A 22,325-nucleotide genomic window follows, 5' to 3' on the forward strand; every position below is an offset into this window, starting at 1 on the left:
TCCCTGCCTCAAACGATCGCGTCGGCCGCGCCGCGCTGTTCTTTTTCCATGTATTCGCGCGATTGCATCTCGATGATACGCGAAACGGTACGGTGAAACTCGTTGGCCAGCATGCCGTTCGTGTACAGCTGCTCGGGCGCCACTTCGGCCGACATGATCAGCTTAACCTTTTGATCATAAAACACGTCGATCAGCCAGGTAAAGCGGCGCGCTTCGGACGACTGCGCCGCCGACATGGCCGGTATGCCGGACAATATCACCGTATGGAAGCGGCTGGCGATTTCCAGGTAATCATTTTGCGAACGGGGGCCGCCGCACAGGGTGGCGAAGTCGAACCAGATGATGCCGCCCGCGCGGCGCAGGCAATGGATTTCGCGGCTCTCGATGCGGATGCGCGCGTCTTCGTCGGCCGTCTCGGCGATGCGCGTGTAGGCGTCGCGCAGGGCCTTGTCGGTCGCTGCGCACAGTGGCGTATAGTAACTTTCCACCTGCTCCAGCGCGCGGCCGCGGTAATCGACGCCCGCATCGACGTTCATCACGTCGAGCTTGTCCTTCAGCAGGGCGATGGTCGGCAGCATGCGATCGCGGTGCAGGCCGTCCGGATACAGCAGGTCCGGATCGTAATTCGAGGTCATGATGAAGGACACGCCATTGGCGAACAGGGCCGACAGCAGGTTATACAGGATCATCGCGTCGGCGATGTCGGAGACGTGAAATTCATCGAAGCAGATCAAGCGGTATTTCTTGGCGATGCGCTTGGCCACCTCATCTAACGGGTCGGCCACGCCTTTCAATTCATCGAGCTGCTGGTGCACGCCGCGCATGAATTCGTGGAAGTGCAGGCGCGTCTTGCGCACCAGGGGCACGACCGAATAAAAACTGTCCATCAGGAACGATTTGCCGCGCCCCACGCCACCCCACATGTACACGCCTTTCGGTACGGCGGGACGGTTGAGCAGGCGCTTGAAGGTACTCGAGCGCTGGCCTTTGTAAGCCACCCACTCGTCATAGCACAGCTGCAGGCGGTCGACCGCGCGCCGCTGGGCGGCATCGGCCTTGAAATCGCGCTTCTGCAACGCGTGCTGGTAAAACTCTTCAACGTTCATGGGATTCGATTCAACAGGGATTCTTGACATAGCGCAAACGGGCCGGCAAGGCAGAAACTGCTTTGCCGGCCCGCTGCGAAGTACCGTACCGCTTAGAAGTTCAGCGTACGCTTATCGACGGCCAGTGCCGCTTCCTTGGTCGCTTCCGACAAGGATGGGTGCGCGTGGCAGATGCGCGCGATGTCTTCGGCCGAGGCCTTGAATTCCATCGCCACGACGGCTTCGGAAATCAGTTCGGAGGCCATCGGGCCGACGATGTGCACGCCAAGGATTTCATCGGTGGTCGCATCGGCCAGGAATTTCACCATGCCCGAGGTGTCGCCCAGCGCGCGCGCACGGCCGTTGGCCATGAACGGGAAGGTGCCAGCCTTGTAGGCGATGCCTTCGGCCTTCAGGGTTTGCTCGGTCTTGCCGACCCACGCGATTTCCGGCGAGGTGTAGATCACCCACGGAATCGTGTTGAAGTTGGTGTGGCCATGCTGGCCAGCGATACGCTCGGCCACGGCAACGCCTTCTTCTTCCGCCTTGTGCGCCAGCATCGGGCCGCGCACGACGTCGCCCACTGCCCATACGTTCGGCAGGTTGGTCTTGCAGTCGCCGTCGACGGCGATGAAGCCGCGCTCGTCGAGCTGCAGGCCGACTTTGTCAAAACCCAGGCCATTCGTGTTCGGCGTACGGCCGATCGAAATGATCAGTTTGTCGAACACGGCTTTTTGCGCTTCGCCCTTGGCGTCCACGAATTCCACGGTGACGTCTTTCTTGCCTGGCGTGATCGCGCCGATCTTGCAACCGAGGTTGATCTTTAAGCCTTGCTTGATGAACAATTTCGACGCTTCCTTGGCGATCTGCTCGTCAACGGCGCCCAGGAAGACCGGCAGGCCTTCGAGCACGGTGACGTCGGAACCCAGGCGGCGCCAGACGCTGCCCATTTCCAGACCGATCACGCCGGCACCGATGACGCCCAGCTTGGCTGGAACGGCGTCGATGGCCAGTGCGCCCGTGTTCGACAAGATCAGTTTCTCGTCGAATGGTGCGCCCGGCAGTTCGCGTGCGTTCGAACCCGTGGCGATGACCACGTGCTTGGCACTCAATGTTTCGTTGGCTTCGCCCGTCACGCTGATCTCATACGCGCCAGCGGCGGCGGCAGCGAAAGCGGCGCGGCCGTGGAAGAAGGCGATCTTGTTCTTCTTGAACAGGTACAGGATGCCGTCGTTGTTTTGCTTGACGACCGTGTCTTTGCGCTTGAGCATCTGGCCCAGGTTCAGTTTCAGGCCGGCGACATCGATGCCGTGCTCGGCGAAGCTGTGGCCCGCGTGTTCAAAATGCTCGGACGATTGCAGCAGCGCTTTCGACGGGATGCAGCCGACGTTGGTGCAGGTACCGCCAGGCGCGGCGCCGCCCTTGGCGTTCGACCACTCGTCGACGCAGGCGACGGAAAAGCCCAGCTGGGCTGCGCGGATGGCGGCGATGTAGCCGCCAGGGCCCGCACCGATGACAACTACGTCAAATTGTTTAGTACTCATGTTTTGTTATTCCAATCTCTTCGTCTGGTACGAAAATCCACAATAAAAGGTAAATCACCACGCCGAAGCCGAAGGTCAATGTAAATAGGACGAAGACGAGGCGCCAGATCCACGCTTCCATGCCGGAAGCGCGGCCCAGGCCACCGCAGACGCCACCGAGCCAGCGGTCGTTGCGCGAGCGGCGCAGGCGGTTGAATTCCTGCACCAGGTCGTTCGACGGGCCGGAGGCGGCATCGGCGCCGGACGTGCTGTCCGGTTTGTCCAGGTTGATATTGCTCAGGAGCTTGGCTTTCGCTTGCGCGAATTCCGCGTCGCTCAGGGCGCCCGCCAGGTGCAACTCGTGCAGACGCTTGATTTCTTCAGAGACGTTCATAGGAATCCTCTTTCATTGAGATCAGCCAGCTGCGTCTTCTGGCAAGGGGTATCAGCTACATTGCCCCGGCGGCGACGCCGGGGGTCTACAGTGCTTACAGGTCCAGCAACAGGCGTGCAGGATCTTCCAGCGCTTCTTTCATCGCCACCAGGCCCAGGACGGCTTCGCGGCCGTCGATGATGCGGTGGTCGTAAGACATGGCCAGGTAGTTCATCGGACGCACCACGATCTGGCCGTTTTCGACAACGGCGCGGTCCTTGGTCGCATGCACGCCCAGGATGGCCGATTGTGGCGGGTTGATGATCGGGGTCGACAGCATGGAGCCGAAGGTGCCGCCGTTCGAGATCGAGAACGTGCCGCCCGTCAGGTCGTCCAGCGTCAGCTTGCCTTCCTTGGCTTTCGCGCCGAATTCACCGATTTTTTTCTCGATGTCGGCGATCGACAGCTGGTCCGCGTTACGGATGATAGGCACGACCAGGCCGCGTGGCGAACCGACAGCGATGCCGATGTCGAAGTAACCGTGGTAGACGATGTCGTTGCCGTCAACGGAGGCATTGATGATCGGGTATTTTTTCAGGGCAGCGACAGCGGCCTTGACGAAGAAGGACATAAAGCCCAGCTTGACGCCGTGCTCTTTCTCGAACTTGTCTTTGTACTTGTTGCGCAGGTCGATGACCGGCTGCATGTTCACTTCATTGAACGTGGTCAGGATGGCGTTCGTCGATTGCGATTGCAGCAGGCGCTCGGCGATACGCGCGCGCAGGCGGCTCATCGGCACGCGCTCTTCCGGACGGTCGCCCAGGCTGGCAGCCGACGGCGTGGCAACTTGCTGCAGCGCTGGCTTGGCAGTGGCTGGCGCCAATGGCGCAACAGCTGGCTTGGCGGAAGCGGCCAGGGCATCGCCCTTGGTCACGCGGCCATCTTTGCCGGAACCGGCGACGTCGCCAGCGGAAAGGCCTTTTTCGGACAGGATCTTGGCAGCGGCAGGCATGGCGACATCGCCTTTGGTCGCGGCAGCTGGTGCGGAGGCGGTCGCGGCGTCTTGCGCGGCGGCAGCCAGGGCTGGCGCAGGCACAGCCGACACTTCCATCGGGCTGACCTTGGCCGAGCCGTCGGTATCGATGATGGCGATGACTTCGCCGGCGACGACGGTGGCGCCGTCGGCCTTGATGATTTGCACGATCACGCCAGCGGCAGGTGCCGGCAGTTCCAGCACCACTTTATCGGTTTCGATATCGATCATGTTTTCGTCGCGCGCGACTGGCTCGCCGACTTTCTTGTGCCATGCGAGCAGGGTTGCTTCTGCAACTGATTCCGACAACTGGGGAACTTTGACTTCGATTTGTGCCATGTAAAACTCCGTTTATTTTGTTATTGCGGCGCCGCCCCTGCGTAGCAAAGGCAGCGCTCCGTCATGATGTATGCGAGCAGGCGCCATGCATAGACATGGCGCCCCTTATCCTGCCACTTACTTGGTCAGGATAAAACCCTTCAGCTTCGAGAATGCCGTTTCCAGCAGATCTTTTTGCTGGGCGTAGTGCTTGTCATAGTAACCGACAGCAGGCGACGCCGAAGCAGGACGACCGGCGTAGGCCAGGCGCTGACCCGATTCCAGGCCTTCGAAGATGTTGTGCTGGATCTGGAACCAGGCGCCCTGGTTTTGCGGCTCGTCCTGGGCCCATACAACTTCGACCAGATTCGGGAACTTCTTCAGTTCAGCAGCGAACGACTTGTGCGGGAACGGATACAGCTGTTCCAGGCGCACGATGGCCGTGTCGGTCTGGCCACGGGTCTTGCGTGCGTTGACCAGGTCGTAGTAGACCTTGCCCGAGCAAGCGACCACGCGCTTGACTTTCTTGGCATCGATTTTGTCGTCGACTTCGCCGATGACTGTCTGGAAACCGCCCTTGGCCAGGTCGGTCAGCGGCGAACCGGCATCCTTGTTGCGCAACAGCGACTTCGGCGTCAGGATGACCAGCGGCTTGCGGAACTGGCGCACCATCTGGCGGCGCAGCAAATGGAAGATCTGCGAAGCCGTCGTCGGCTGCACCACTTGCATGTTGTTGTCTGCGCACAGCTGCAGGAAACGCTCAGGACGCGCGGACGAGTGCTCAGGACCCTGGCCTTCGTAACCGTGCGGCAGCATCATGACCAGGCCCGAAGCGCGGCCCCACTTCACTTCGCCGGAGCTGATGAATTGGTCGATTACCACTTGCGCGCCGTTGGCGAAGTCGCCGAACTGGGCTTCCCAGATCGTCAGCGTGTTCGGTTCAGCGGTCGAGTAGCCGTATTCGAAGGCCAGTACGGCTTCTTCGGACAGCACCGAGTCGATGACGGTGAACGGCGCCTGGTTGTCCGACACGTTTTGCAGCGGAATGTAGGTACCTGCATCCCAACGCTCGCGGTTTTGATCATGCAAGACGGCGTGGCGGTGCACGAAGGTACCACGGCCGGCGTCCTGGCCCGTCAAACGGATGGCGTAGCCGGACGATACCAGCGATGCGTAGGCCAGGTGTTCGCCCATGCCCCAGTCCAGGTTCATTTCACCACGGCCCATGGTGCCACGGTCGCCCAGCACTTTTTCAACCAGCGAGTGGACCTTGAAGTCTTCCGGCACGGTGGTGATGCGGGTCGCCAGGCGTTTCAGTTCCGTCATCGGCACGGCGGTGTCGGCCGAATCGGTCCATTTCTTGTTCAGGAACGGCAGCCAGTCGACGGCGTACTTGTTCTTGAAGTTCGAGATGACCGGATCGACGGTATGCTTGCCGGCGTCCATGGCGTCGCGGAAAGCGGCCACCATCTTGTCGCCGCCATCGGCAGGGATTACGCCTTGCGCTACCAGCTTGTCCGCGTACAGCTTGCGGGTGCCTGGATGCTGGGCGATCTTCTTGTACATCAGTGGCTGCGTCAGTGCCGGCGTATCTTGCTCGTTGTGGCCAAGTTTACGGTAGCAGATGATGTCGAGGACGATGTCCTTCTTGAATTCCATGCGGTAGTCGAGCGCGATTTGCGTCGCCAGTACCACGGCTTCCGGATCATCGGCGTTGATGTGCAGGACCGGTGCTTCGATCATCTTGACGACGTCCGAGCAGTACAGGGTCGAGCGGGCATCGCGCGGATCCGAAGTAGTGAAACCGATCTGGTTGTTGATCACGATATGCACCGTGCCGCCGGTATGGTAGCCACGGGTTTGCGCCAGATTCAGCGTTTCCATGACCACGCCCTGGCCGGCGAACGCGGCATCGCCGTGCACCAGGATAGGCAGCACTTGCGCGCCCTGCGCATCGCCGCGGCGATCCATGCGGGCCTTGACGGAACCTTCGACCACAGGGTTGACGATTTCCAGGTGCGACGGGTTGAACGCCAGCGACAGGTGGACCGGGCCGCCCGCAGTGGAGATGTCCGACGAGAAGCCTTGATGGTACTTCACGTCGCCGGCAGGCAGGTCGTCGCCATGCTTGCCTTCGAATTCTTCGAACAGTTCCTGCGGCGCCTTGCCCAGGGTGTTCACCAGCACGTTCAGGCGGCCGCGGTGGGCCATGCCGATAACGATTTCCTGCACGCCTTTTTCGCCGGCGCGCTGGATGGTTTCATCCATCGAGGCGATGAAGGTTTCGCCGCCTTCCAGGGAGAAGCGCTTCTGGCCCACGTAGCGGGTGTGCAGATAGCGTTCCAGGCCTTCGGCCGCGGTCAGGCGGTCGAGGATGTGGATTTTTTTCTCTGGGGTGAAATTCGGGGTGGAGCGGATCGCTTCCAGTTTCTCTTGCAACCAGCGCTTTTCGGCCGGATCGGAGATGTACATGAATTCGGCACCGATCGAACGCGTGTAGGTGTCGCGCAGATAGTTCAGCAGATCGCGCAGGGTGGCGGTCTCGGGGCCAAAATAGGTATTGCTGATGTTGAACACGGTGTCCATGTCCGCGTCGGTGAAACCGTAGAAGCTCGGCTCGAGCTCAGGGATCATCGGACGTTCCTGGCGTTGCAGCGGATCCAGATTGGCCCAGTGCGAACCGAGGTAGCGGTAAGCGGCGATCAGTTGCGTAGCAGCAACACGCTTGCGGCCCATTTCAGCATCGAAGGAAGCGGTCACTGTGCGGATCGGACCTGCTTTTGCGCGCTCGGCGAACGAGGCGACGACGGAGGCATGCGCCACGTCAGGCTTGTTGGTGCCATCGACGGCAGGCACATGCTGCATCGCGTCGAAGTAGGAACGCCAGTTATCGGGTACCGAGCCTGGATTGTTCAGATACGCCTCGTACAGGTCTTCCACGTACGGAGCATTCCCACCGAACAGGTAGGAGTTGGTCGTTAATTGCTGCATATATTGCTCACCTTTCTTCGCGCTTCGCGAGGAATTAGCGGGTTAATCTAACCTTCCGCGACACGGCCTGACCGGTTAGCGGATTGCACATCAAGTTGTGGGGAAGGGCTTTTTTATTGCACCAGCATTCTGCATACCGTCATTTAGAATAGCACGCGGTATTGTAACGCAACAATCACTAGTTGAATTTTATTTGGCAAGCAAATGTAAGCTGGGTCCTTGATTTCCCCGGGCTTGCAAGCCTGTTACTGTTGTGCTTACAGCACTTCCTTGCCCGCGCTGGCATGCCGCTTGCGCCCAACTGGTCTGCCCGACAACGACGGCGCCGCGATGGCCGCCAGCCAATCGGGATCGCCCGCAAACCACTCAACCAGGAAGTCGAGCATGGTGCGCAGCAGGGGCGACATGTGCTGGCGCGACGTATAGATGCCGTAGATGCCCATGTCTTGCGGCTGATACGCGGGCAGGAGTTCTACCAGTTGCCCGCTGGCGATCAGCGGCGCGGCCGAATAGCGCGGCTGCATGGCGATGCCCGCCCCCGCCACCGTGGCCACCAGCAGGACCAGCGATTCATTCGCCGACAGGCGGCCGCTGACGGGGACAGTGAGCGCTTCCCCATCGTGCGTGAACTGCCACAGGCTCTTGCCGAAATACGTATAAGTCAGGCAGTTATGCAGGGCCAGATCTTCCGCCCGGCGCGGCGTGCCATGCGCTGCCAGGTACGATGGTGCAGCACACACCACCGACGCACAACTGGCCAGCTGGCGCGCGATCAGGTTCGGCTCGAGCGCGTTCGTGATGCGGATCGCCAGGTCGATGCGCTGCTCCACCAGATTGACGGCGCGGTTCTCCATCTGCAGATCGACGGCGGCGCGCGGGTAGCGCCGCAGGTAAGCGGTTACTGCGCCGGCGAGCGCCGTCTGCGCCAGCGATTGCGAGCAGCTAATGCGCAGCAAGCCGTGCGGCGTGTCGATTCCCTCGGGCCAGGCGACGGCCATGGCGCCGGCCACTTCCAGCATCTGGCGGCAGCGCGCCAGCGTGGCCTCGCCCGCATCCGTCAGGCTCAAACGGCGCGTGGTGCGATGCAACAGGCGCGCCCCCGCCCACTGTTCCATTTCGGCCAGGTAACGCGTCACCATGGCACGCGACATATCGAGCGCCTCGCTGGCGGCCACCATGCTGCCGCGTTCGGCGATGGCGACAAATACTTGTGCTGCGGTGATGCGGTCCATGCAGGTACTCCCTTGATTCATCCGATCCATGCAACTAAGTATTGCAATCTACCTTATTTGTCGCGCCTGGTCGAAAAGAGAATATGCTGGCACGCGCCGCCCGCCCCTCCACCTTATTACTGTTGAGCGCGGTGGCGGACGCCATCCTGATCAACGCCCAGTTCCTGCACGACGATGCAGCGCAGTTAGCGCACACCATCGCCGCCAGCGGCAAGCGCCGGCACACCCCGCCTTACAAGGCAGCCAAAAAGCGCTCATACTCTTGCGCGCTGCGCGCCAGCCGCTCGGCATAGCCCGTTTCCTTCGGCCCGTCTTCCGCCCCATAGAAAGCAAAGAAACGGCGGTTGTCGGCGCCGACATAGGCGAGGGTGACATCAAACGGTGCCAGCAGCTGCGCCAAGGTGACGTTCCACTTGCCTTGCGGCGTGAAGTCCTCCTGCCGGATGCCGGCCGTGACGGCCAACGCAACCTTGCGGCCCTGGAAGGCATCGCCGCCCGTGCCGTAAGCCCATCCATACGCCAGCACGTCATCGAGCCACTGCTTCATCAAGGGCGGACAGTTAAACCAGTACACAGGGAACTGCAAGACCACATTGGCGTGCGCCTCCACCAGCGCCTGTTCGCGCGCCACATCGATTTTCCCGTCCGGATAAGCCTGGTACACATTATGAATGGTGTAACGCTCAGGATACTGCGCCAGCTCCTGCAGCCAGCGCTTGTTGGCCACCGAAGTGGCGATGGAGGGATGGAAAACGATAACGAGGGTTTTCATCTTGCTGCTTTCATGACAATGGAATGGATGCACCGGCCCCACACTCTCAGGAAAGCAGGCAAGCCGATACCCTGCCCCGTGGCGCGCAGCACTTGGCGGCGCGCCCGAAGAGGCAAAAACAGCATAGCCATAGTGAGTGCTTTTCACAAGTACCCACATTTACTACTTATACCATATGAAAAGTAAGCTACTAAACCATAGAAAGCTACTTAGCCATGTCCGTCCGGATCAGACTGACTGGTGCCGTTCGCCCCACTCACACAAGGTATGCAGCACGGGAATCAGCGAGGCACCCTTGCTTGAGAGGGAATATTCAACCTTGGGCGGGACTTGCGGATATTCCTTGCGGACGATCAGCGCATCGGCTTCCAGCTCCTTCAGGACGACGCTGAGGGTCTTGAAGGCGATGCCTCCGAGATGGCGCTTGAGCTCGTTGTGCCGCAGCACCTTGTTTTGCGCGAGCGCATACAGGATCAGCATCTTGTATTTGCCGCCGATCAGCGACAAAGTATAGCCAAATGCCGTATCGCCCAGGGCCACGCCGCTGGGGGCGCATGTTACTTCGTTCATCGCGTTGTGCTTCCTGTTGAGCCAGGGTCCGAGCATAACAGCCTGGCAGCCCTGGTTTGCATCGAGCGCAAGATGCGCATAAAAAAACGGGCCGAAGCCCGTTTTTTGTTTGCTCGATACCGCCGTGGATTAACGCTTGTCCAGTGGCAGTACTTCGCGTGTGGTCGAACCGACGAACAGCTGGCGCGGACGGCCGATTTTCTGTTCCGGATCAGCGATCATTTCGTTCCACTGGGCGATCCAGCCGATGGTGCGGGCCATGGCGAAGATACCGGTGAACAGCGATACCGGGATGCCCAGCGCCGATTGCACGATGCCCGAGTAGAAGTCGACGTTCGGGTACAGCTTGCGCGAAACGAAGTAGTCGTCGTTCAGTGCAATCTTTTCCAGTTCCATCGCCAGCTTGAACAGCGGGTCGTCTTGCAGACCCAGTTCTTGCAGCACTTCGTAGCAGGTTTCACGCATCAGCTTGGCGCGTGGATCGAAGTTCTTGTACACGCGGTGGCCAAAGCCCATCAGCTTGACGCCGGAGTTCTTGTCCTTGACTTGCTCGATGAAGGCAGGGATGTTTTCGACGGTGCCGATTTCCTTCAGCATGTTGAGTGCCGCTTCGTTGGCGCCGCCGTGGGCAGGGCCCCACAGGCAGGCGATACCGGCAGCGATACAGGCGAACGGGTTGGCGCCCGACGAACCGGCCAGACGGACGGTCGATGTCGATGCGTTTTGCTCGTGGTCTGCGTGCAGGATCAGGATGCGGTCCAGGGCGCGCACCAGCACGTCGTTGACCTTGTACTCTTCGCACGGATTGGCGAACATCATGTGCATGAAGTTGGCGCTGTACGACAGGTCGTTGCGTGGGTACACGAACGGCTGGCCGACCGAATACTTGTAGGTCATGGCGACCAGGGTTGGCATCTTGGCGATCAGGCGGATGGCCGACACTTCGCGGTGACGCGGGTCGTTGATGTCCAGCGAGTCATGGTAGAACGATGCCAGCGCGCCGACGGTGCCCACCAGGACCGACATCGGATGCGCGTCGCGGCGGAAGCCACGGAAGAAGAATTGCATCTGTTCGTGCACCATCGTGTGCTTGGTGACGGTGTCGACGAACTTGGCTTTCTGCGCCGCGTTCGGCAATTCGCCGTTCAGCAGCAGGTAGCACGATTCCATAAAGTCGGCGTTGACGGCCAACTGTTCGATCGGGTAACCACGGTACAGCAGCTCGCCCTTGTCGCCGTCGATGTAGGTGATCGACGAGTTGCAGGCAGCCGTCGACATAAAGCCTGGGTCGTAGGTGAACTTGCCGCTACCGGCGTACAGTTTGCGGATGTCGATGACGTCCGGACCAACCGTGCCTTTGTAGATTGGAAATTCAAGCGATGGGCTGCCATCGGAGAACGACAGGGTAGCTTTTGTGTCAGAGATATTCATGGGCTCTTCCTTCTCGGGAGTGAGTCGAAATTAAAATCAAAAATTCTGGCTGCAATTCGCACCGCAATTCGGCAGTGCTACAGCGCGCCACTCGCACCGTTTGCAATATATCGCCCAGGCGTCTAGGCAATGCGCAGTCGTTGCAGCAGTGCGCGCACATGCGGCAGATCGACTTCGCCTTCCGGCTCTTTACGGGCCAGTACCAGATCCATTAACGCATTGTCCGATAAATCCAGCAAACGCGTCAGCGCGTCAACTTCTTCATCGGTCAATTCGGTTTCATACGCATCGAGAAAACGGGTCAGGATAATGTCGTTTTCCAGCAGGCCACGGCGTGAACGCCAGCGCAGGCGGGCGCGGTTGGCCGGGTCGGCCTGATGCGAGGACAAAATTGATTCTGTCATTTGGTTTACCACTTTACGCGTGCCTTGCGGCACGCTGCTGCTTTGCAGGCGCCGCCTGCAGGCAAGAGAGGATACCCTCTTCCCGCAAACGGCGCCCGGCGGACGCGATCAGACGACTCAGATCGCGCGGCGGACCATCAATTCCTTGATCTTGCCGATCGCCTTGTTCGGGTTCAACCCTTTCGGGCAGACGTCGACGCAGTTCATGATCGAATGGCAGCGGAACAGGCGGTACGGGTCTTCCAGGTTGTCCAGACGCGCACCGGTGGCTTCGTCGCGCGAATCGGCGATGAAGCGGTAGGCTTGCAGCAGGCCGGCCGGGCCGACAAATTTATCCGGATTCCACCAGAACGACGGGCACGACGTGGAGCAGCATGCGCACAGGATGCACTCGTACAGGCCATCGAGTTCTTCGCGTTGTTCCGGCGACTGCAGGCGTTCTTTTTCTGGCGGGATCGAATCGTTGATCAGGAACGGCTTGATCGAATCGTACTGCTTGAAAAATTGCGTCATGTCGACGATCAGGTCGCGGATGACCGGTAAACCTGGCAACGGACGCAGCACGATAGGCTCCGACAGTTCATTCAGGTTGGTGGTGCATGCCAGGCCGTTCTTGCCGTTGATGTTCATCGCGTCCGAACCGCACACGCCTTCGCGGCACGAGCGGCGCAGGGCCAGCGAGTCATCGACGTCCGCCTTGATGCGCTGCAGTGCGTCGAGCAGCATCTTGTCGGTGTCTTTCAGTTCGACCGTCAGGTCTTGCATGTACGGCTTGGCATCCTGGTCAGGATCGTAGCGGTAGATTTTGAATTTAAGAGTGCGTGCCATGGTATAGCCTTAGAAAGTACGTGGTTTCGGTTTGAAGGTATCAACCGTCAGCGGCTTGGTCACGACTGGCTTGTATTCCAGTCGGTTGCCTTCCGAATACCACAGAGTGTGCTTCATCCAGTTGTCGTCGTCACGTTGCGGATAGTCGTCCTGGGCGTGCGCGCCGCGCGATTCCTTGCGGGCGGCTGCCGAAACGATGGTCGCTTTCGCCGTTTCGATCAGGTTGTCCAGTTCCAGCGCTTCCACGCGGGCCGTGTTGAAGACCATCGATTTATCCTTGAAGGAGACGTGCTTGCGGCGCTCGTCGAGCTTCATGATTTCTTCGACGCCCTTGTTCAGCATCTCGTCGGTACGGAACACGCCACAGTACTTCTGCATCGTTGCGCGAATATCGTTTGCCACGCCCTGCACGGTTTCCGAGCCGGTCGAATTTTCCAGACGCGCCAGGCGGCCCATGGCAAATTCGGCAGCATCGGCTGGCAAAGGCTTGTTTTCCTTGGCTTTCAGGCCGCTGTTGACGATGTGGTTGCCGGCCGCGCGGCCGAAGACCACCAGGTCGAGCAGCGAGTTCGTGCCCAGGCGGTTGGCGCCGTGCACGGAAACGCAGGCGCATTCGCCGATCGCGTACAGACCGTTGACGACTTTCGCCGAATTATCCGGACCGGTCGGGGTGACGACCTGGCCGTGGATGTTCGTTGGAATGCCGCCCATCTGGTAGTGAATCGTCGGCACGACAGGAATCGGTTCCTTGGTGGCGTCGACGTTGGCGAACTTGTGGCCGATTTCCAGGATCGACGGCAGACGCTTGGCGATGGTGTCGGCGCCGATATGGCGCAGGTCCAGCATCACGTGGTCCTTGTTCGGACCGCAGCCGCGGCCTTCCTTGATTTCCTGGTCCATCGAACGCGAGACGAAGTCGCGCGGCGCCAGATCCTTCAGGGTCGGCGCATAGCGCTCCATGAAGCGTTCGCCTTCGCTATTGATCAGGATGCCGCCTTCGCCGCGCACGCCTTCGGTGATCAAGACGCCCGCGCCGGCCACGCCGGTCGGGTGGAACTGCCAGAATTCCATGTCCTGCAGGGGCAGGCCGGCGCGTGCCGCCATGCCCATGCCGTCGCCGGTATTAATAAAGGCGTTGGTCGATGCGGCGAAGATGCGGCCTGCGCCGCCCGTTGCCATCACCGTCGTCTTTGCTTCCAGGATCATGCATTCGCCGGTTTCCATTTCCAGCGCGACAACACCAATCACGTCGCCTTCGGCGTCACGGATCAGGTCGATTGCCATCCATTCGACGAAGAAGTGCGTACGCGCGCGCACGTTGCGCTGATACAGCGTGTGCAACAGGGCGTGACCGGTACGGTCGGCTGCCGCGCAGGCGCGCTGCACCGGCTTTTCGCCGAAGTGGGCCGTGTGGCCGCCGAAGGGGCGCTGATAGATGGTGCCGTCAGGGTTACGGTCGAACGGCATGCCGAAGTGTTCCAGTTCGTACACGACCTTCGGTGCTTCACGACACATGAATTCGATGGCATCCTGGTCGCCCAGATAGTCGCCACCCTTGACGGTGTCGAACATGTGCCAGAACCAGTTATCTTCAGCCATGTTGCCGAGCGACGCGCCGATACCGCCCTGCGCCGCAACGGTGTGCGAGCGGGTCGGGAAAACTTTCGACAGGACAGCGACGTTCAGACCGGCTTCAGCCAGCTGCAACGACGCGCGCATGCCGGAACCGCCGGCGCCAACGATAACCGCATCAAAGCGGCGGGTAGGAATTGCAGATTTATATGCTGCCACGATTACACACTCCAGAGTATCTGCACCGTCCAAGCGGCACAAGCGATCAACCACAGCATGGTGGCAATTTGCAGCGTCAAACGGAGGCCAGCGCTTTTCACGTAGTCCATCCAGATATCGCGTACGCCAACCCATGCGTGGTAAAACAGGGCGACGAAAGTCACCAGGCTGAACAATTTAAACCACTGCTGCGCAAACAAACCGGCCCAGCCTTCATAGCTGAAATTATTGCCGGTGAGGAAGGAAATCAGCAGGATGGCGACGTAGGCCACCATGACGATGGCGGTGACGCGTTGCGCGAGCCAGTCGCGCAAGCCGTAATGGGCACCGACGACGAGGCGTTTCGGTCCGATGTTATTGTCTGCCATTAAAATACTCCAAACAGTTTCAAAGCGACCAATGCCGTCAGCACCAGGCTGACAACCAGCACGGAGGTAGCGGTCTTGCGTGCCGAATCTTTTTCGATAGCAACGTGCACATCCATGAACAGGTGGCGGATACCGGCGCAGAAGTGGTGCAGGAAAGCCCAGACCAAAGCCAGGGTGATCAGCTTGACGAACCAGTGCGATGCGATGCCCTGGAAGTAAGCGTAGGACATTTCGGAACGCAAGCTCTGTTCCAGCATGTACAGGATGCAGGGCAGCAGGGCGAAAATGATAAAGCCGCTGATACGATGCAGGATCGAGACGATGGCGCCGACGGCCATGCGATAGTTCGACAATTCGGTAACATGAATGTTACGGAATTCCGGCCGTTCTTTTTTTGGTACTTCTCTTACGGCTTCAGACATAACAAAAACCTCCCCTTGATAACTAAATATTGAAGCGAAGCCGCGATTTTCGCCTATTTTCGCAACCCGCACCAATATCTATTGTTGCATATAACCAAAATGGTTTTTTACTACAAAATATCGCGCTACTTTCCGTAGTTCACGTAATTTAATTACAGAATCGCCGGCAAAACACAGTCCACTCCGGGTGAGCCACGCTTTGCCTGCGCATGCTGTTGTCTCCATGCCCGCCTTGCGACCGGCACTTTTAAGCGATGCACGCCAACCTTGCCGCTTGTCCGGACGCCCGCGGGCGCCCCGCCGCTTCAGCTGAGTTCATTCTGATAATGATGGCGACTGGTCAGGTACAAGCCCCGGCGCAGTTCGACCGGCTTGTCGCCGTAGGTAAACGACACGCGCTCCGAGCTGAGCAATGGCGTGCCGAGATCGATATTGAGCAGTTGCGCGGCGCCTGCGTCGGCGCACACGGCGCGGATTTGCTCGGACGCGCGTATCATGCGCGTGCCAAATTCCGTTTCAAACAGGCCATACATGGGGCCCTTGTATTCCACCAGGCGCTCGGCCGTCAGGCCCTTGAAAATCAGGCCGGGCAGCCACAGCTCTTCGACGATGGTCGGCACGCCGTCGAAATACTGCACGCGCTTGATGAAGATGACGGCATCACCGGACTTCAGGTCCATCAGGCGCGCCACGTCGGCCGGCGCGCGCACGCGCTTGACTTCGATGAACTTGCTTTCTGGATAATGTGGCACGCCTTCGTCCGGCACCAGGCGCAGGAAGCGGAAATGCGCGCGCGCCTCATGGTGGGTGGAAACAAAAGTGCCCTTGCCCTGGCGGCGCATGACAAGATTCTCGGCGGCCAATTCATCGATGGCCTTGCGCACCGTACCCTGGCTGACCTTGAAGCGCCCTGCCAGCTCGACTTCACTGGGAATCAGCTCGCCCGGCTTCCACTCGCCCGATTGCAGGCTCTGCGTGATGAGCGCCTTGATCTGCTGATACAGGGGACTGAAGGTGGGCGATGCATTGACTACAGGCGTGGCGACGGGCATCGCCCCCGCAGTGGTATTCGTGCCGGCCAGCACAGTGACTGGCGTGCTGGCCGCTGCGACAGCAGGCGTGGCCGGGGCGCTCGCGGTCGGACTGACCGCCCCGCTTGCAGCAGTGGCATTGTTGGTCAGATTGGACGAGGCGGAATTCATAGTCCGACATTTCAACACAAATCACTGCCCGCGTCCAGTAAACACTCGCAGTTATCTGTCTTATATAAGACATAAGATATGATTGACAGATACAGATCAGAGGCCTAAACTGCCCTCGATAAAACTTGTGAGCCAGCGTTTTATGTTGTCGGCCAGCCACTCTGGCCTCGTGCAGCATGAGCGTGACGGCAGCGTACACCAGCAATTCGGTGGCGCCGGCCGGTTTTGGTATCATTATAGTTTTTCCGGATAAGCGTAAGCCCAGCTTCAAGCCCGTTTTCTTTCCCACTTTGGAGATTCATCATGGCTAAAACCCCAATGCGTGTTGCAGTGACCGGCGCCGCCGGCCAGATCGGCTACGCCCTGTTGTTCCGCATCGCCAATGGCGACATGCTCGGCAAAGACCAGCCTGTCATCTTGCAACTGCTTGAAATCCCGGACGAAAAAGCCCAGAAGGCGCTCAAGGGCGTGATGATGGAAATCGACGACTGCGCCTTCCCGCTGCTGACGGAAATGACCGCCCACGCCGATCCGCTGACCGCATTCAAGGATGTCGACGTGGCCGTGCTGGTTGGCGCGCGCCCTCGCGGCCCGGGCATGGAACGCAAGGACCTGCTGGAAGCGAACGCGCAGATCTTCACGGTACAAGGCAAGGCGCTCGACGCTGTCGCTTCGCGCAATGTCAAAGTCCTGGTGGTCGGCAACCCTGCCAACACCAACGCTTACATCGCCATGAAATCGGCGCCGTCGCTGCCAGCGAAAAACTTTACCGCCATGCTGCGCCTGGACCACAACCGCGCGCTGTCGCAAGTCGCTGCCAAGACCGGCACCGCCGTCAAGGATATCGAGAAGCTGACCGTCTGGGGCAACCACTCGCCAACCATGTACGCCGACTACCGTTACGCCACCGTGAACGGCAAGGCCGTCAAAGACTTGATCAACGACCAGGAATGGAACGCCAACACCTTCCTGCCGACCGTCGGCAAGCGCGGCGCGGCCATCATCGAAGCGCGCGGCCTGTCGTCGGCAGCGTCGGCAGCGAACGCCGCCATCGACCACATCCATGACTGGATGCTGGGCACGAACGGCAAATGGACCACCATGGGCGTTCCTTCGGATGGCTCGTATGGCATTCCTGAAGGCACCGTCTTCGGCTTCCCGGTCACCACCGACAACGGTGAGTACACCATCGTTCAAGGTCTGGAAATCGATGCATTCTCGCAAGAGCGCATCAACCTGACCCTGAAAGAGCTGACCGAAGAGCGCGAAGGCGTGAAACACCTGCTGGCATAAATCCAGTATTGGCGGCGCGGCCTGAGCGCCGCCCGCCAAGAAGGCCGCCCCGCGAGATTCGCGGCGCGGCTGTTTTATCAAGTAGTCTTTACCTGCAGAAATGCCTTAAGCATGCACCCTTCCGAGGTTTTATTCCAAGGCAAACGCCAGCCGCTGTTGCTCGCCGCTTGCGACCACTACGCCGGCTCTGAAAAGCTGATGCGTAAATCGATTGCTTTGCAACAAGAGCTTGGCCCCCTGTTCGACATCACGTTCGACTGCGAAGACGGCGCCAGCGCCGGCAATGAAGAAACCCACGCCCACATGATCGCCGGCCTGCTGGCCAGCGACGAGAACCAATTCAACCGCATCGGCGTGCGCGTGCACGACGTCGACAGCCCGTTTTTCGCGCGCGACGTGGAAATCATTTGCTCAGCCGCGTCCCGCCTGGCCTACATCGCCGTGCCCAAGGTGGGCGGCGTGCAGGATGCCATGCTGGCCATCGACCTGATCAACCTGCACGCGCGCCGCGCCGGCCGCGACAACCTGCCCGTGCATATCCTGATCGAGACACATGGCGCGCTGCGCGACGCCTACGCGATCGCCGCCCTGCCCCAGGTCGAATGCCTGTCCTTCGGCATCATGGATTTCGTCTCGGCCCACTACGGCGCCATTCCCGCCGCCGCCATGCGCACGCCGGGCCAGTTCACGCACCCGCTGGTGGTGCGCGCCAAGCTGGAAGTGGCGGCCGCCTGCCACGCGCACGGCAAGGTGCCGTCGCACAATGTGACGACCGACGTGCGCGATTCAGCCGTGGTGGCGAATGACGCCCAGCGCGCGACGGCCGAGTTCGGCTACACGCGCATGTGGAGCATCCACCCGGACCAGATCAAGCCCATCATCAAGGCCTTCACGCCGCGCCTGTCCGAAGTCAACGAGGCCAGCAACATCCTGAATGAAGCGCTGCGCGCCAACTGGGGACCGATTGCGCAAAATGGCCGCTTGCATGACCGCGCCAGCTACCGATATTATTGGACCGTTTTGCAACGCGCCAAACTGGCGGGCCTGGGCCTGCCCGAGGCGGCCGCTGCATTACTCAACGCCCCCTCTTCCAGCACCACTGAAAACTGACAGGAATTACACGATGTCCCTCTCCAAATTAGCCATTGCCTGCAGCGTCGCGCTGGGCGCCATGACCCTCACGCTGGCGCCAGCCAGCTTCGCCGCCACGGCAGAGGCAAATCCCAAGGCAGTCAAGGCCAAGCCAAAGGCCAAGACCACCAAGGCCAAGGCGGCCGTCAAGGAAGCCCATCCGCTCGCCATGTCGGTCGCCGACAAGGAAGAAGCCGATGAACCGAACACCACAGGCTCGGCCTCGACCGATTTCAATTGCGAACTTGGTAATAAAATTACCATCTACACCAATGCTACTGACGACAAACACATCGCCCTGCGCTGGAAGAAGCGCCTGCACCGTCTAAGCCGCGTTGGCACCACCACCGGCGCCAACCGCTTCGAGAACCGCTTGTACGGCCTGGTCTGGATCGGCATCCCGGCCAAAGGCATGCTGCTCGATTCCAAGCAGGGCCGCCAGTTGGCCAATGAATGCAAGGATGCGGAGCAAGCCAAGCCGGCGGCAGTGCTGGAAGCGGCGCCATCGCTGGGCGTCTTGCCAGTCACTGGCGGCTGATGTGCGTAGCAAGGGCCTCTTCGGGGGCTCAGTCATGTTTTGTAATTTGAATAATCAATAAATAGACGATACCCAACAAGGAGAGGTCATGTCCCGCAACACTCTGAACACGCTCAAGGACTTTAATATTTCGGATAGCAAGAAGGGCAAGCTGTACTCCCTGCCTGCGCTGGAAAAAAGCCTGGGCATCAATGTCTCCCGCCTGCCAGTGTCGATTCGCATCGTGCTCGAATCGGTATTGCGCAACTGCGACGGCAAAAAAGTCACCGAAGAACACGTCAAGCAATTGGCGAGCTGGAGCCCGACCGCCGAGCGCACCGACGAGATCCCGTTCGTCGTGGCGCGCGTTGTGCTGCAAGACTTCACCGGCGTTCCCCTGCTGGCCGACCTGGCAGCGATGCGCAACGTGGCCGCCAAGATGGGCATCAACGCCAAGAAAATCGAACCGCTGGTGCCGGTCGACCTGGTAGTCGACCACTCGGTGACCATCGATCACTACCGCGAAAAGAAAGCGCTGGACCTGAACATGAAACTGGAATTCTCGCGCAACAACGAGCGTTACCAGTTCATGAAATGGGGCATGCAGGCATTCGACACCTTCGGCGTCGTGCCACCAGGCTTCGGCATCGTCCACCAGGTCAACCTGGAATACCTGGCGCGCGGCGTGCACCACGCAGGCAAGAAAGCCGGCGACGTGTACTACCCCGACACCCTGGTCGGCACCGACTCGCACACCACCATGATCAACGGCATCGGCGTGGTCGGCTGGGGCGTGGGCGGCATCGAGGCGGAAGCCGGCATGCTGGGCCAGCCGGTCTACTTCCTGACGCCTGACGTCATCGGCGTGAACCTGTCCGGCGCGCTGCGCGAAGGCTGCACCGCCACCGATCTGGTACTGACCATCACCGAACTGCTGCGCAAAGAAAAAGTCGTCGGCAAGTTCGTCGAATTCTTCGGCGAAGGTACGGAGTCCTTGACCCTGACCGACCGCGCGACGATCGCCAACATGGCACCGGAATACGGCGCGACCATGGGCTTCTTCCCGGTCGACGACGCGACCATCGATTACTTCAAGGGCACCGGCCGCAGCAAGGCTGAAATCGCCGCGTTCGAAAGCTACTTCAAGGCGCAAAACCTGTACGGCGTGCCAAAAGCCGGCGACATCGACTATACACGCGTGGTGGAACTGAACCTGGCTACGGTCGCTCCGTCGCTGGCCGGCCCGAAACGCCCGCAAGACCGTATCGAAATCGGCAACGTCAAGGCGAACTTCGCCGAACTGTTCGCCAAGCCAACCACGGAAAACGGCTTCAACAAGAATCCGGCCGACCTGAACGCCGTGTACGAAACGACGAATGGCGTGAAAGTCTCGAACGGCGACGTGCTGATCGCCGCGATCACCTCGTGCACCAATACCTCGAACCCGAGCGTGATGCTGGCTGCCGGCCTGCTGGCCAAGAAAGCCGTCGAAGCCGGCCTGAAAGTCGCGCCGCACATCAAGACCTCGCTGGCTCCCGGCTCGCGCGTCGTGACCGAGTACCTGACCGCTGCCGGCCTGCTGCCGTACCTGGAAAAACTGGGCTTTGGCGTAACCGCCTACGGCTGCACCACCTGTATCGGCAATGCGGGAGACCTGACGCCTGAGCTGAACGCAGCGATTGCCACGCACGACATCGTCGCCTCGGCCGTGCTGTCGGGCAACCGCAACTTCGAAGCGCGTATTCACCCGAACATCCGCTCGAACTTCCTGGCTTCGCCACCGCTGGTCGTCGCCTACGCCATCGCCGGCAACATGACGCGCGACCTGATGACGGAACCTGTCGGCAAGGGCAAGGGCGGCAAGGACGTCTACCTGGGCGACATCTGGCCGACCTCGGCTGAAGTGTCGGCCATGATGAAGTTCGCCATGAACGCCAAGGTGTTCAAGGACAACTACGCCGACGTCAAGGGCGCGCCAGGCAAGCTGTGGGAAAAAGTCACCACCGTGTCCGGTCAAGTCTACAACTGGCCGAAATCGACCTACATCGCGGAACCGCCGTTCTTCGACAACTTCTCGATGACGCCAGCGGCCGTCGCCACCGGCATCGAAGGCGCGCGCGCACTGGGCGTGTTCGGCGATTCCATCACCACCGACCACATCTCGCCAGCCGGCTCGATCCAGGAAAATGGTCCTGCAGGCAAATGGCTGAAGGAAAACGGCGTCCTGAAAGCGGACTTCAACTCCTACGGCTCGCGTCGCGGCAACCATGAAATCATGATGCGCGGCACGTTTGCCAACGTGCGTATCAAGAACCGCATGATCCCTGCCAAGGCAGACGGTTCGGCAGTCGAAGGCGGCATCACGGTTCACCAGCCTTCTGGCGAACAGATGTCGATCTACGATGCAGCGATGAAATATGTTGCTGAAGGCACGCCAACCATGGTCTTCGGCGGCGAAGAGTACGGTACGGGCTCGTCGCGCGACTGGGCAGCCAAGGGCACCCAGCTGCTGGGCGTGAAAGCCGTGATCACCCGTTCGTTCGAGCGTATCCACCGCTCGAACCTGGTGGGCATGGGCGTACTGCCGCTGCAATTCATCGGCGACGACAGCGTGCAAACCCTGGGCATCACCGGCAATGAAACCTTCGACCTGAAAGGCCTCGAAGGCGAAATCAAGCCACAGCAACTGGCCACCCTGGTAATCCACCGCGCCGACGGCACCAGCGTCGACGTGAAAGTGCTGCTGCGCATCGATACGCCTATCGAAGTTGATTACTACAAGCATGGCGGCATCCTGCCATTCGTGTTGCGTCAACTGCTGGCCGAGTAATCAGCCCAGCTGTGAGGCAAGACAAGAGCGCCGGTTTCGACCGGCGCTTTTTTTTGTCCCTACGCCCCGTTTTTCCTTGAAATTTCGACTATTGGCATGATCTGAGGATAGCTTACGTATTGCGTGCGGCCGAATCCTCTACAATACGGTTATAAGGGTTTATCATTGTTTGACTGATCCATTTTTTTCACTTTCCGAGACTCTTATCCCG

Annotated in this window: 19 protein-coding genes; 4 read left to right on the forward strand and 15 right to left on the reverse strand. The window is 60.0% G+C overall.

The window, feature by feature from the left end; all coding sequences use genetic code 11:
- Window positions 1–8: 8 nt before the first annotated feature.
- The 15 genes from zapE to ACP7DE_RS03330 all read right to left on the reverse strand — a co-directional run bounded on the left by zapE (window position 9) and on the right by ACP7DE_RS03330 (window position 16,343).
- Window positions 9–1,106, reverse strand: coding sequence for a cell division protein ZapE (gene zapE / locus ACP7DE_RS03260; protein WP_426070711.1), 1,098 nt, complete (start codon window positions 1,104–1,106; stop codon window positions 9–11).
- A 92-nt stretch (window positions 1,107–1,198) separates the two neighbouring features.
- Entirely contained in the window at window positions 1,199–2,629 is a 1,431-nt protein-coding gene (gene lpdA, locus ACP7DE_RS03265; protein ID WP_426070712.1) for a dihydrolipoyl dehydrogenase, read from the reverse strand.
- Window positions 2,619–3,002 carry a PspC domain-containing protein gene (locus tag ACP7DE_RS03270; RefSeq protein ID WP_426070713.1) on the reverse strand — a complete coding sequence of 128 codons (384 nt, stop codon included), beginning with the start codon at window positions 3,000–3,002 and terminating at the stop codon, window positions 2,619–2,621. The genes lpdA and ACP7DE_RS03270 overlap by 11 nt, the downstream gene beginning before the upstream one ends.
- 94 nt (window positions 3,003–3,096) lie before the next feature.
- Window positions 3,097–4,353, reverse strand: a complete 1,257-nt coding sequence (odhB, locus tag ACP7DE_RS03275) for a 2-oxoglutarate dehydrogenase complex dihydrolipoyllysine-residue succinyltransferase (protein ID WP_426070714.1) — start codon at window positions 4,351–4,353, stop codon at window positions 3,097–3,099.
- A gap of 117 nt (window positions 4,354–4,470) precedes the next feature.
- A complete protein-coding gene (locus ACP7DE_RS03280; RefSeq protein WP_426070715.1) occupies window positions 4,471–7,323 on the reverse strand; it encodes a 2-oxoglutarate dehydrogenase E1 component in 2,853 nt (950 codons plus the stop codon).
- A 257-nt stretch (window positions 7,324–7,580) separates the two neighbouring features.
- Window positions 7,581–8,555 (reverse strand): LysR family transcriptional regulator, encoded by a 975-nt coding sequence (locus ACP7DE_RS03285; protein WP_426070716.1) that lies wholly within the window; start codon window positions 8,553–8,555, stop codon window positions 7,581–7,583.
- Window positions 8,556–8,787: 232 nt separating this feature from the next.
- Window positions 8,788–9,327 carry an NAD(P)H-dependent oxidoreductase gene (locus tag ACP7DE_RS03290; RefSeq protein WP_426070717.1) on the reverse strand — a complete coding sequence of 180 codons (540 nt, stop codon included), beginning with the start codon at window positions 9,325–9,327 and terminating at the stop codon, window positions 8,788–8,790.
- A gap of 228 nt (window positions 9,328–9,555) precedes the next feature.
- Window positions 9,556–9,897 (reverse strand): winged helix-turn-helix transcriptional regulator, encoded by a 342-nt coding sequence (locus ACP7DE_RS03295; protein ID WP_426070718.1) that lies wholly within the window; start codon window positions 9,895–9,897, stop codon window positions 9,556–9,558.
- Window positions 9,898–10,026: 129 nt separating this feature from the next.
- Entirely contained in the window at window positions 10,027–11,328 is a 1,302-nt protein-coding gene (gltA, locus tag ACP7DE_RS03300) for a citrate synthase (RefSeq protein ID WP_099400296.1), read from the reverse strand.
- Between the two features lie 122 nt (window positions 11,329–11,450).
- Entirely contained in the window at window positions 11,451–11,732 is a 282-nt protein-coding gene (locus tag ACP7DE_RS03305; RefSeq protein ID WP_034752073.1) for a succinate dehydrogenase assembly factor 2, read from the reverse strand.
- Between the two features lie 117 nt (window positions 11,733–11,849).
- Window positions 11,850–12,560, reverse strand: coding sequence for a succinate dehydrogenase iron-sulfur subunit (locus ACP7DE_RS03310; protein WP_034752075.1), 711 nt, complete (start codon window positions 12,558–12,560; stop codon window positions 11,850–11,852).
- 9 nt (window positions 12,561–12,569) lie between these two features.
- Window positions 12,570–14,351, reverse strand: coding sequence for a succinate dehydrogenase flavoprotein subunit (gene sdhA, locus ACP7DE_RS03315; RefSeq protein ID WP_426070719.1), 1,782 nt, complete (start codon window positions 14,349–14,351; stop codon window positions 12,570–12,572).
- Window positions 14,352–14,353: 2 nt separating this feature from the next.
- Window positions 14,354–14,719, reverse strand: a complete 366-nt coding sequence (sdhD, locus tag ACP7DE_RS03320; RefSeq protein ID WP_426070720.1) for a succinate dehydrogenase, hydrophobic membrane anchor protein — start codon at window positions 14,717–14,719, stop codon at window positions 14,354–14,356.
- Window positions 14,719–15,141 (reverse strand): succinate dehydrogenase, cytochrome b556 subunit, encoded by a 423-nt coding sequence (gene sdhC / locus ACP7DE_RS03325; protein ID WP_101482191.1) that lies wholly within the window; start codon window positions 15,139–15,141, stop codon window positions 14,719–14,721. Before sdhC ends, sdhD begins: the two co-directional genes overlap by 1 nt.
- Window positions 15,142–15,446: 305 nt before the next feature.
- A complete protein-coding gene (locus ACP7DE_RS03330; RefSeq protein WP_426070721.1) occupies window positions 15,447–16,343 on the reverse strand; it encodes a GntR family transcriptional regulator in 897 nt (298 codons plus the stop codon).
- 303 nt (window positions 16,344–16,646) lie between these two features.
- Between ACP7DE_RS03330 and ACP7DE_RS03335 the strand changes: the two genes are divergently transcribed.
- The 4 genes from ACP7DE_RS03335 to acnA all read left to right on the forward strand — a co-directional run bounded on the left by ACP7DE_RS03335 (window position 16,647) and on the right by acnA (window position 22,114).
- On the forward strand, window positions 16,647–17,636 hold the full coding sequence (locus ACP7DE_RS03335) for a malate dehydrogenase (protein ID WP_426070722.1): 990 nt from the start codon (window positions 16,647–16,649) through the stop codon (window positions 17,634–17,636).
- A gap of 111 nt (window positions 17,637–17,747) precedes the next feature.
- Window positions 17,748–18,746: an HpcH/HpaI aldolase/citrate lyase family protein gene (locus ACP7DE_RS03340; RefSeq protein ID WP_426070723.1), complete on the forward strand. Its 999-nt coding sequence runs from the start codon at window positions 17,748–17,750 to the stop codon at window positions 18,744–18,746.
- A 13-nt stretch (window positions 18,747–18,759) separates the two neighbouring features.
- Window positions 18,760–19,305: a hypothetical protein gene (locus tag ACP7DE_RS03345; RefSeq protein WP_426070724.1), complete on the forward strand. Its 546-nt coding sequence runs from the start codon at window positions 18,760–18,762 to the stop codon at window positions 19,303–19,305.
- An 88-nt stretch (window positions 19,306–19,393) separates the two neighbouring features.
- Window positions 19,394–22,114 (forward strand): aconitate hydratase AcnA, encoded by a 2,721-nt coding sequence (acnA, locus tag ACP7DE_RS03350; protein ID WP_426070725.1) that lies wholly within the window; start codon window positions 19,394–19,396, stop codon window positions 22,112–22,114.
- Window positions 22,115–22,325 lie beyond the last annotated feature (211 nt).

This window comes from Janthinobacterium sp. DSP2-3-3 (assembly GCF_049897325.1).
Lineage (GTDB): Bacteria > Pseudomonadota > Gammaproteobacteria > Burkholderiales > Burkholderiaceae_D > Janthinobacterium.

Coding starts and splice junctions, on each gene's coding strand:
- zapE (WP_426070711.1), bottom strand. CDS start 1,106: ATGAACGTTGAAGAGTTTTACCAGCACGCGTTGCAGAAGCGCGATTTC.
- lpdA (WP_426070712.1), bottom strand. CDS start 2,629: ATGAGTACTAAACAATTTGACGTAGTTGTCATCGGTGCGGGCCCTGGC.
- ACP7DE_RS03340 (WP_426070723.1), top strand. CDS start 17,748: ATGCACCCTTCCGAGGTTTTATTCCAAGGCAAACGCCAGCCGCTGTTG.
- sdhD (WP_426070720.1), bottom strand. CDS start 14,719: ATGGCAGACAATAACATCGGACCGAAACGCCTCGTCGTCGGTGCCCAT.
- acnA (WP_426070725.1), top strand. CDS start 19,394: ATGTCCCGCAACACTCTGAACACGCTCAAGGACTTTAATATTTCGGAT.
- ACP7DE_RS03345 (WP_426070724.1), top strand. CDS start 18,760: ATGTCCCTCTCCAAATTAGCCATTGCCTGCAGCGTCGCGCTGGGCGCC.
- ACP7DE_RS03270 (WP_426070713.1), bottom strand. CDS start 3,002: ATGAACGTCTCTGAAGAAATCAAGCGTCTGCACGAGTTGCACCTGGCG.
- odhB (WP_426070714.1), bottom strand. CDS start 4,353: ATGGCACAAATCGAAGTCAAAGTTCCCCAGTTGTCGGAATCAGTTGCA.
- ACP7DE_RS03305 (WP_034752073.1), bottom strand. CDS start 11,732: ATGACAGAATCAATTTTGTCCTCGCATCAGGCCGACCCGGCCAACCGC.
- gltA (WP_099400296.1), bottom strand. CDS start 11,328: ATGAATATCTCTGACACAAAAGCTACCCTGTCGTTCTCCGATGGCAGC.
- ACP7DE_RS03290 (WP_426070717.1), bottom strand. CDS start 9,327: ATGAAAACCCTCGTTATCGTTTTCCATCCCTCCATCGCCACTTCGGTG.
- ACP7DE_RS03280 (WP_426070715.1), bottom strand. CDS start 7,323: ATGCAGCAATTAACGACCAACTCCTACCTGTTCGGTGGGAATGCTCCG.
- sdhC (WP_101482191.1), bottom strand. CDS start 15,141: ATGTCTGAAGCCGTAAGAGAAGTACCAAAAAAAGAACGGCCGGAATTC.
- ACP7DE_RS03285 (WP_426070716.1), bottom strand. CDS start 8,555: ATGGACCGCATCACCGCAGCACAAGTATTTGTCGCCATCGCCGAACGC.
- ACP7DE_RS03330 (WP_426070721.1), bottom strand. CDS start 16,343: ATGAATTCCGCCTCGTCCAATCTGACCAACAATGCCACTGCTGCAAGC.
- ACP7DE_RS03310 (WP_034752075.1), bottom strand. CDS start 12,560: ATGGCACGCACTCTTAAATTCAAAATCTACCGCTACGATCCTGACCAG.
- ACP7DE_RS03295 (WP_426070718.1), bottom strand. CDS start 9,897: ATGAACGAAGTAACATGCGCCCCCAGCGGCGTGGCCCTGGGCGATACG.
- ACP7DE_RS03335 (WP_426070722.1), top strand. CDS start 16,647: ATGGCTAAAACCCCAATGCGTGTTGCAGTGACCGGCGCCGCCGGCCAG.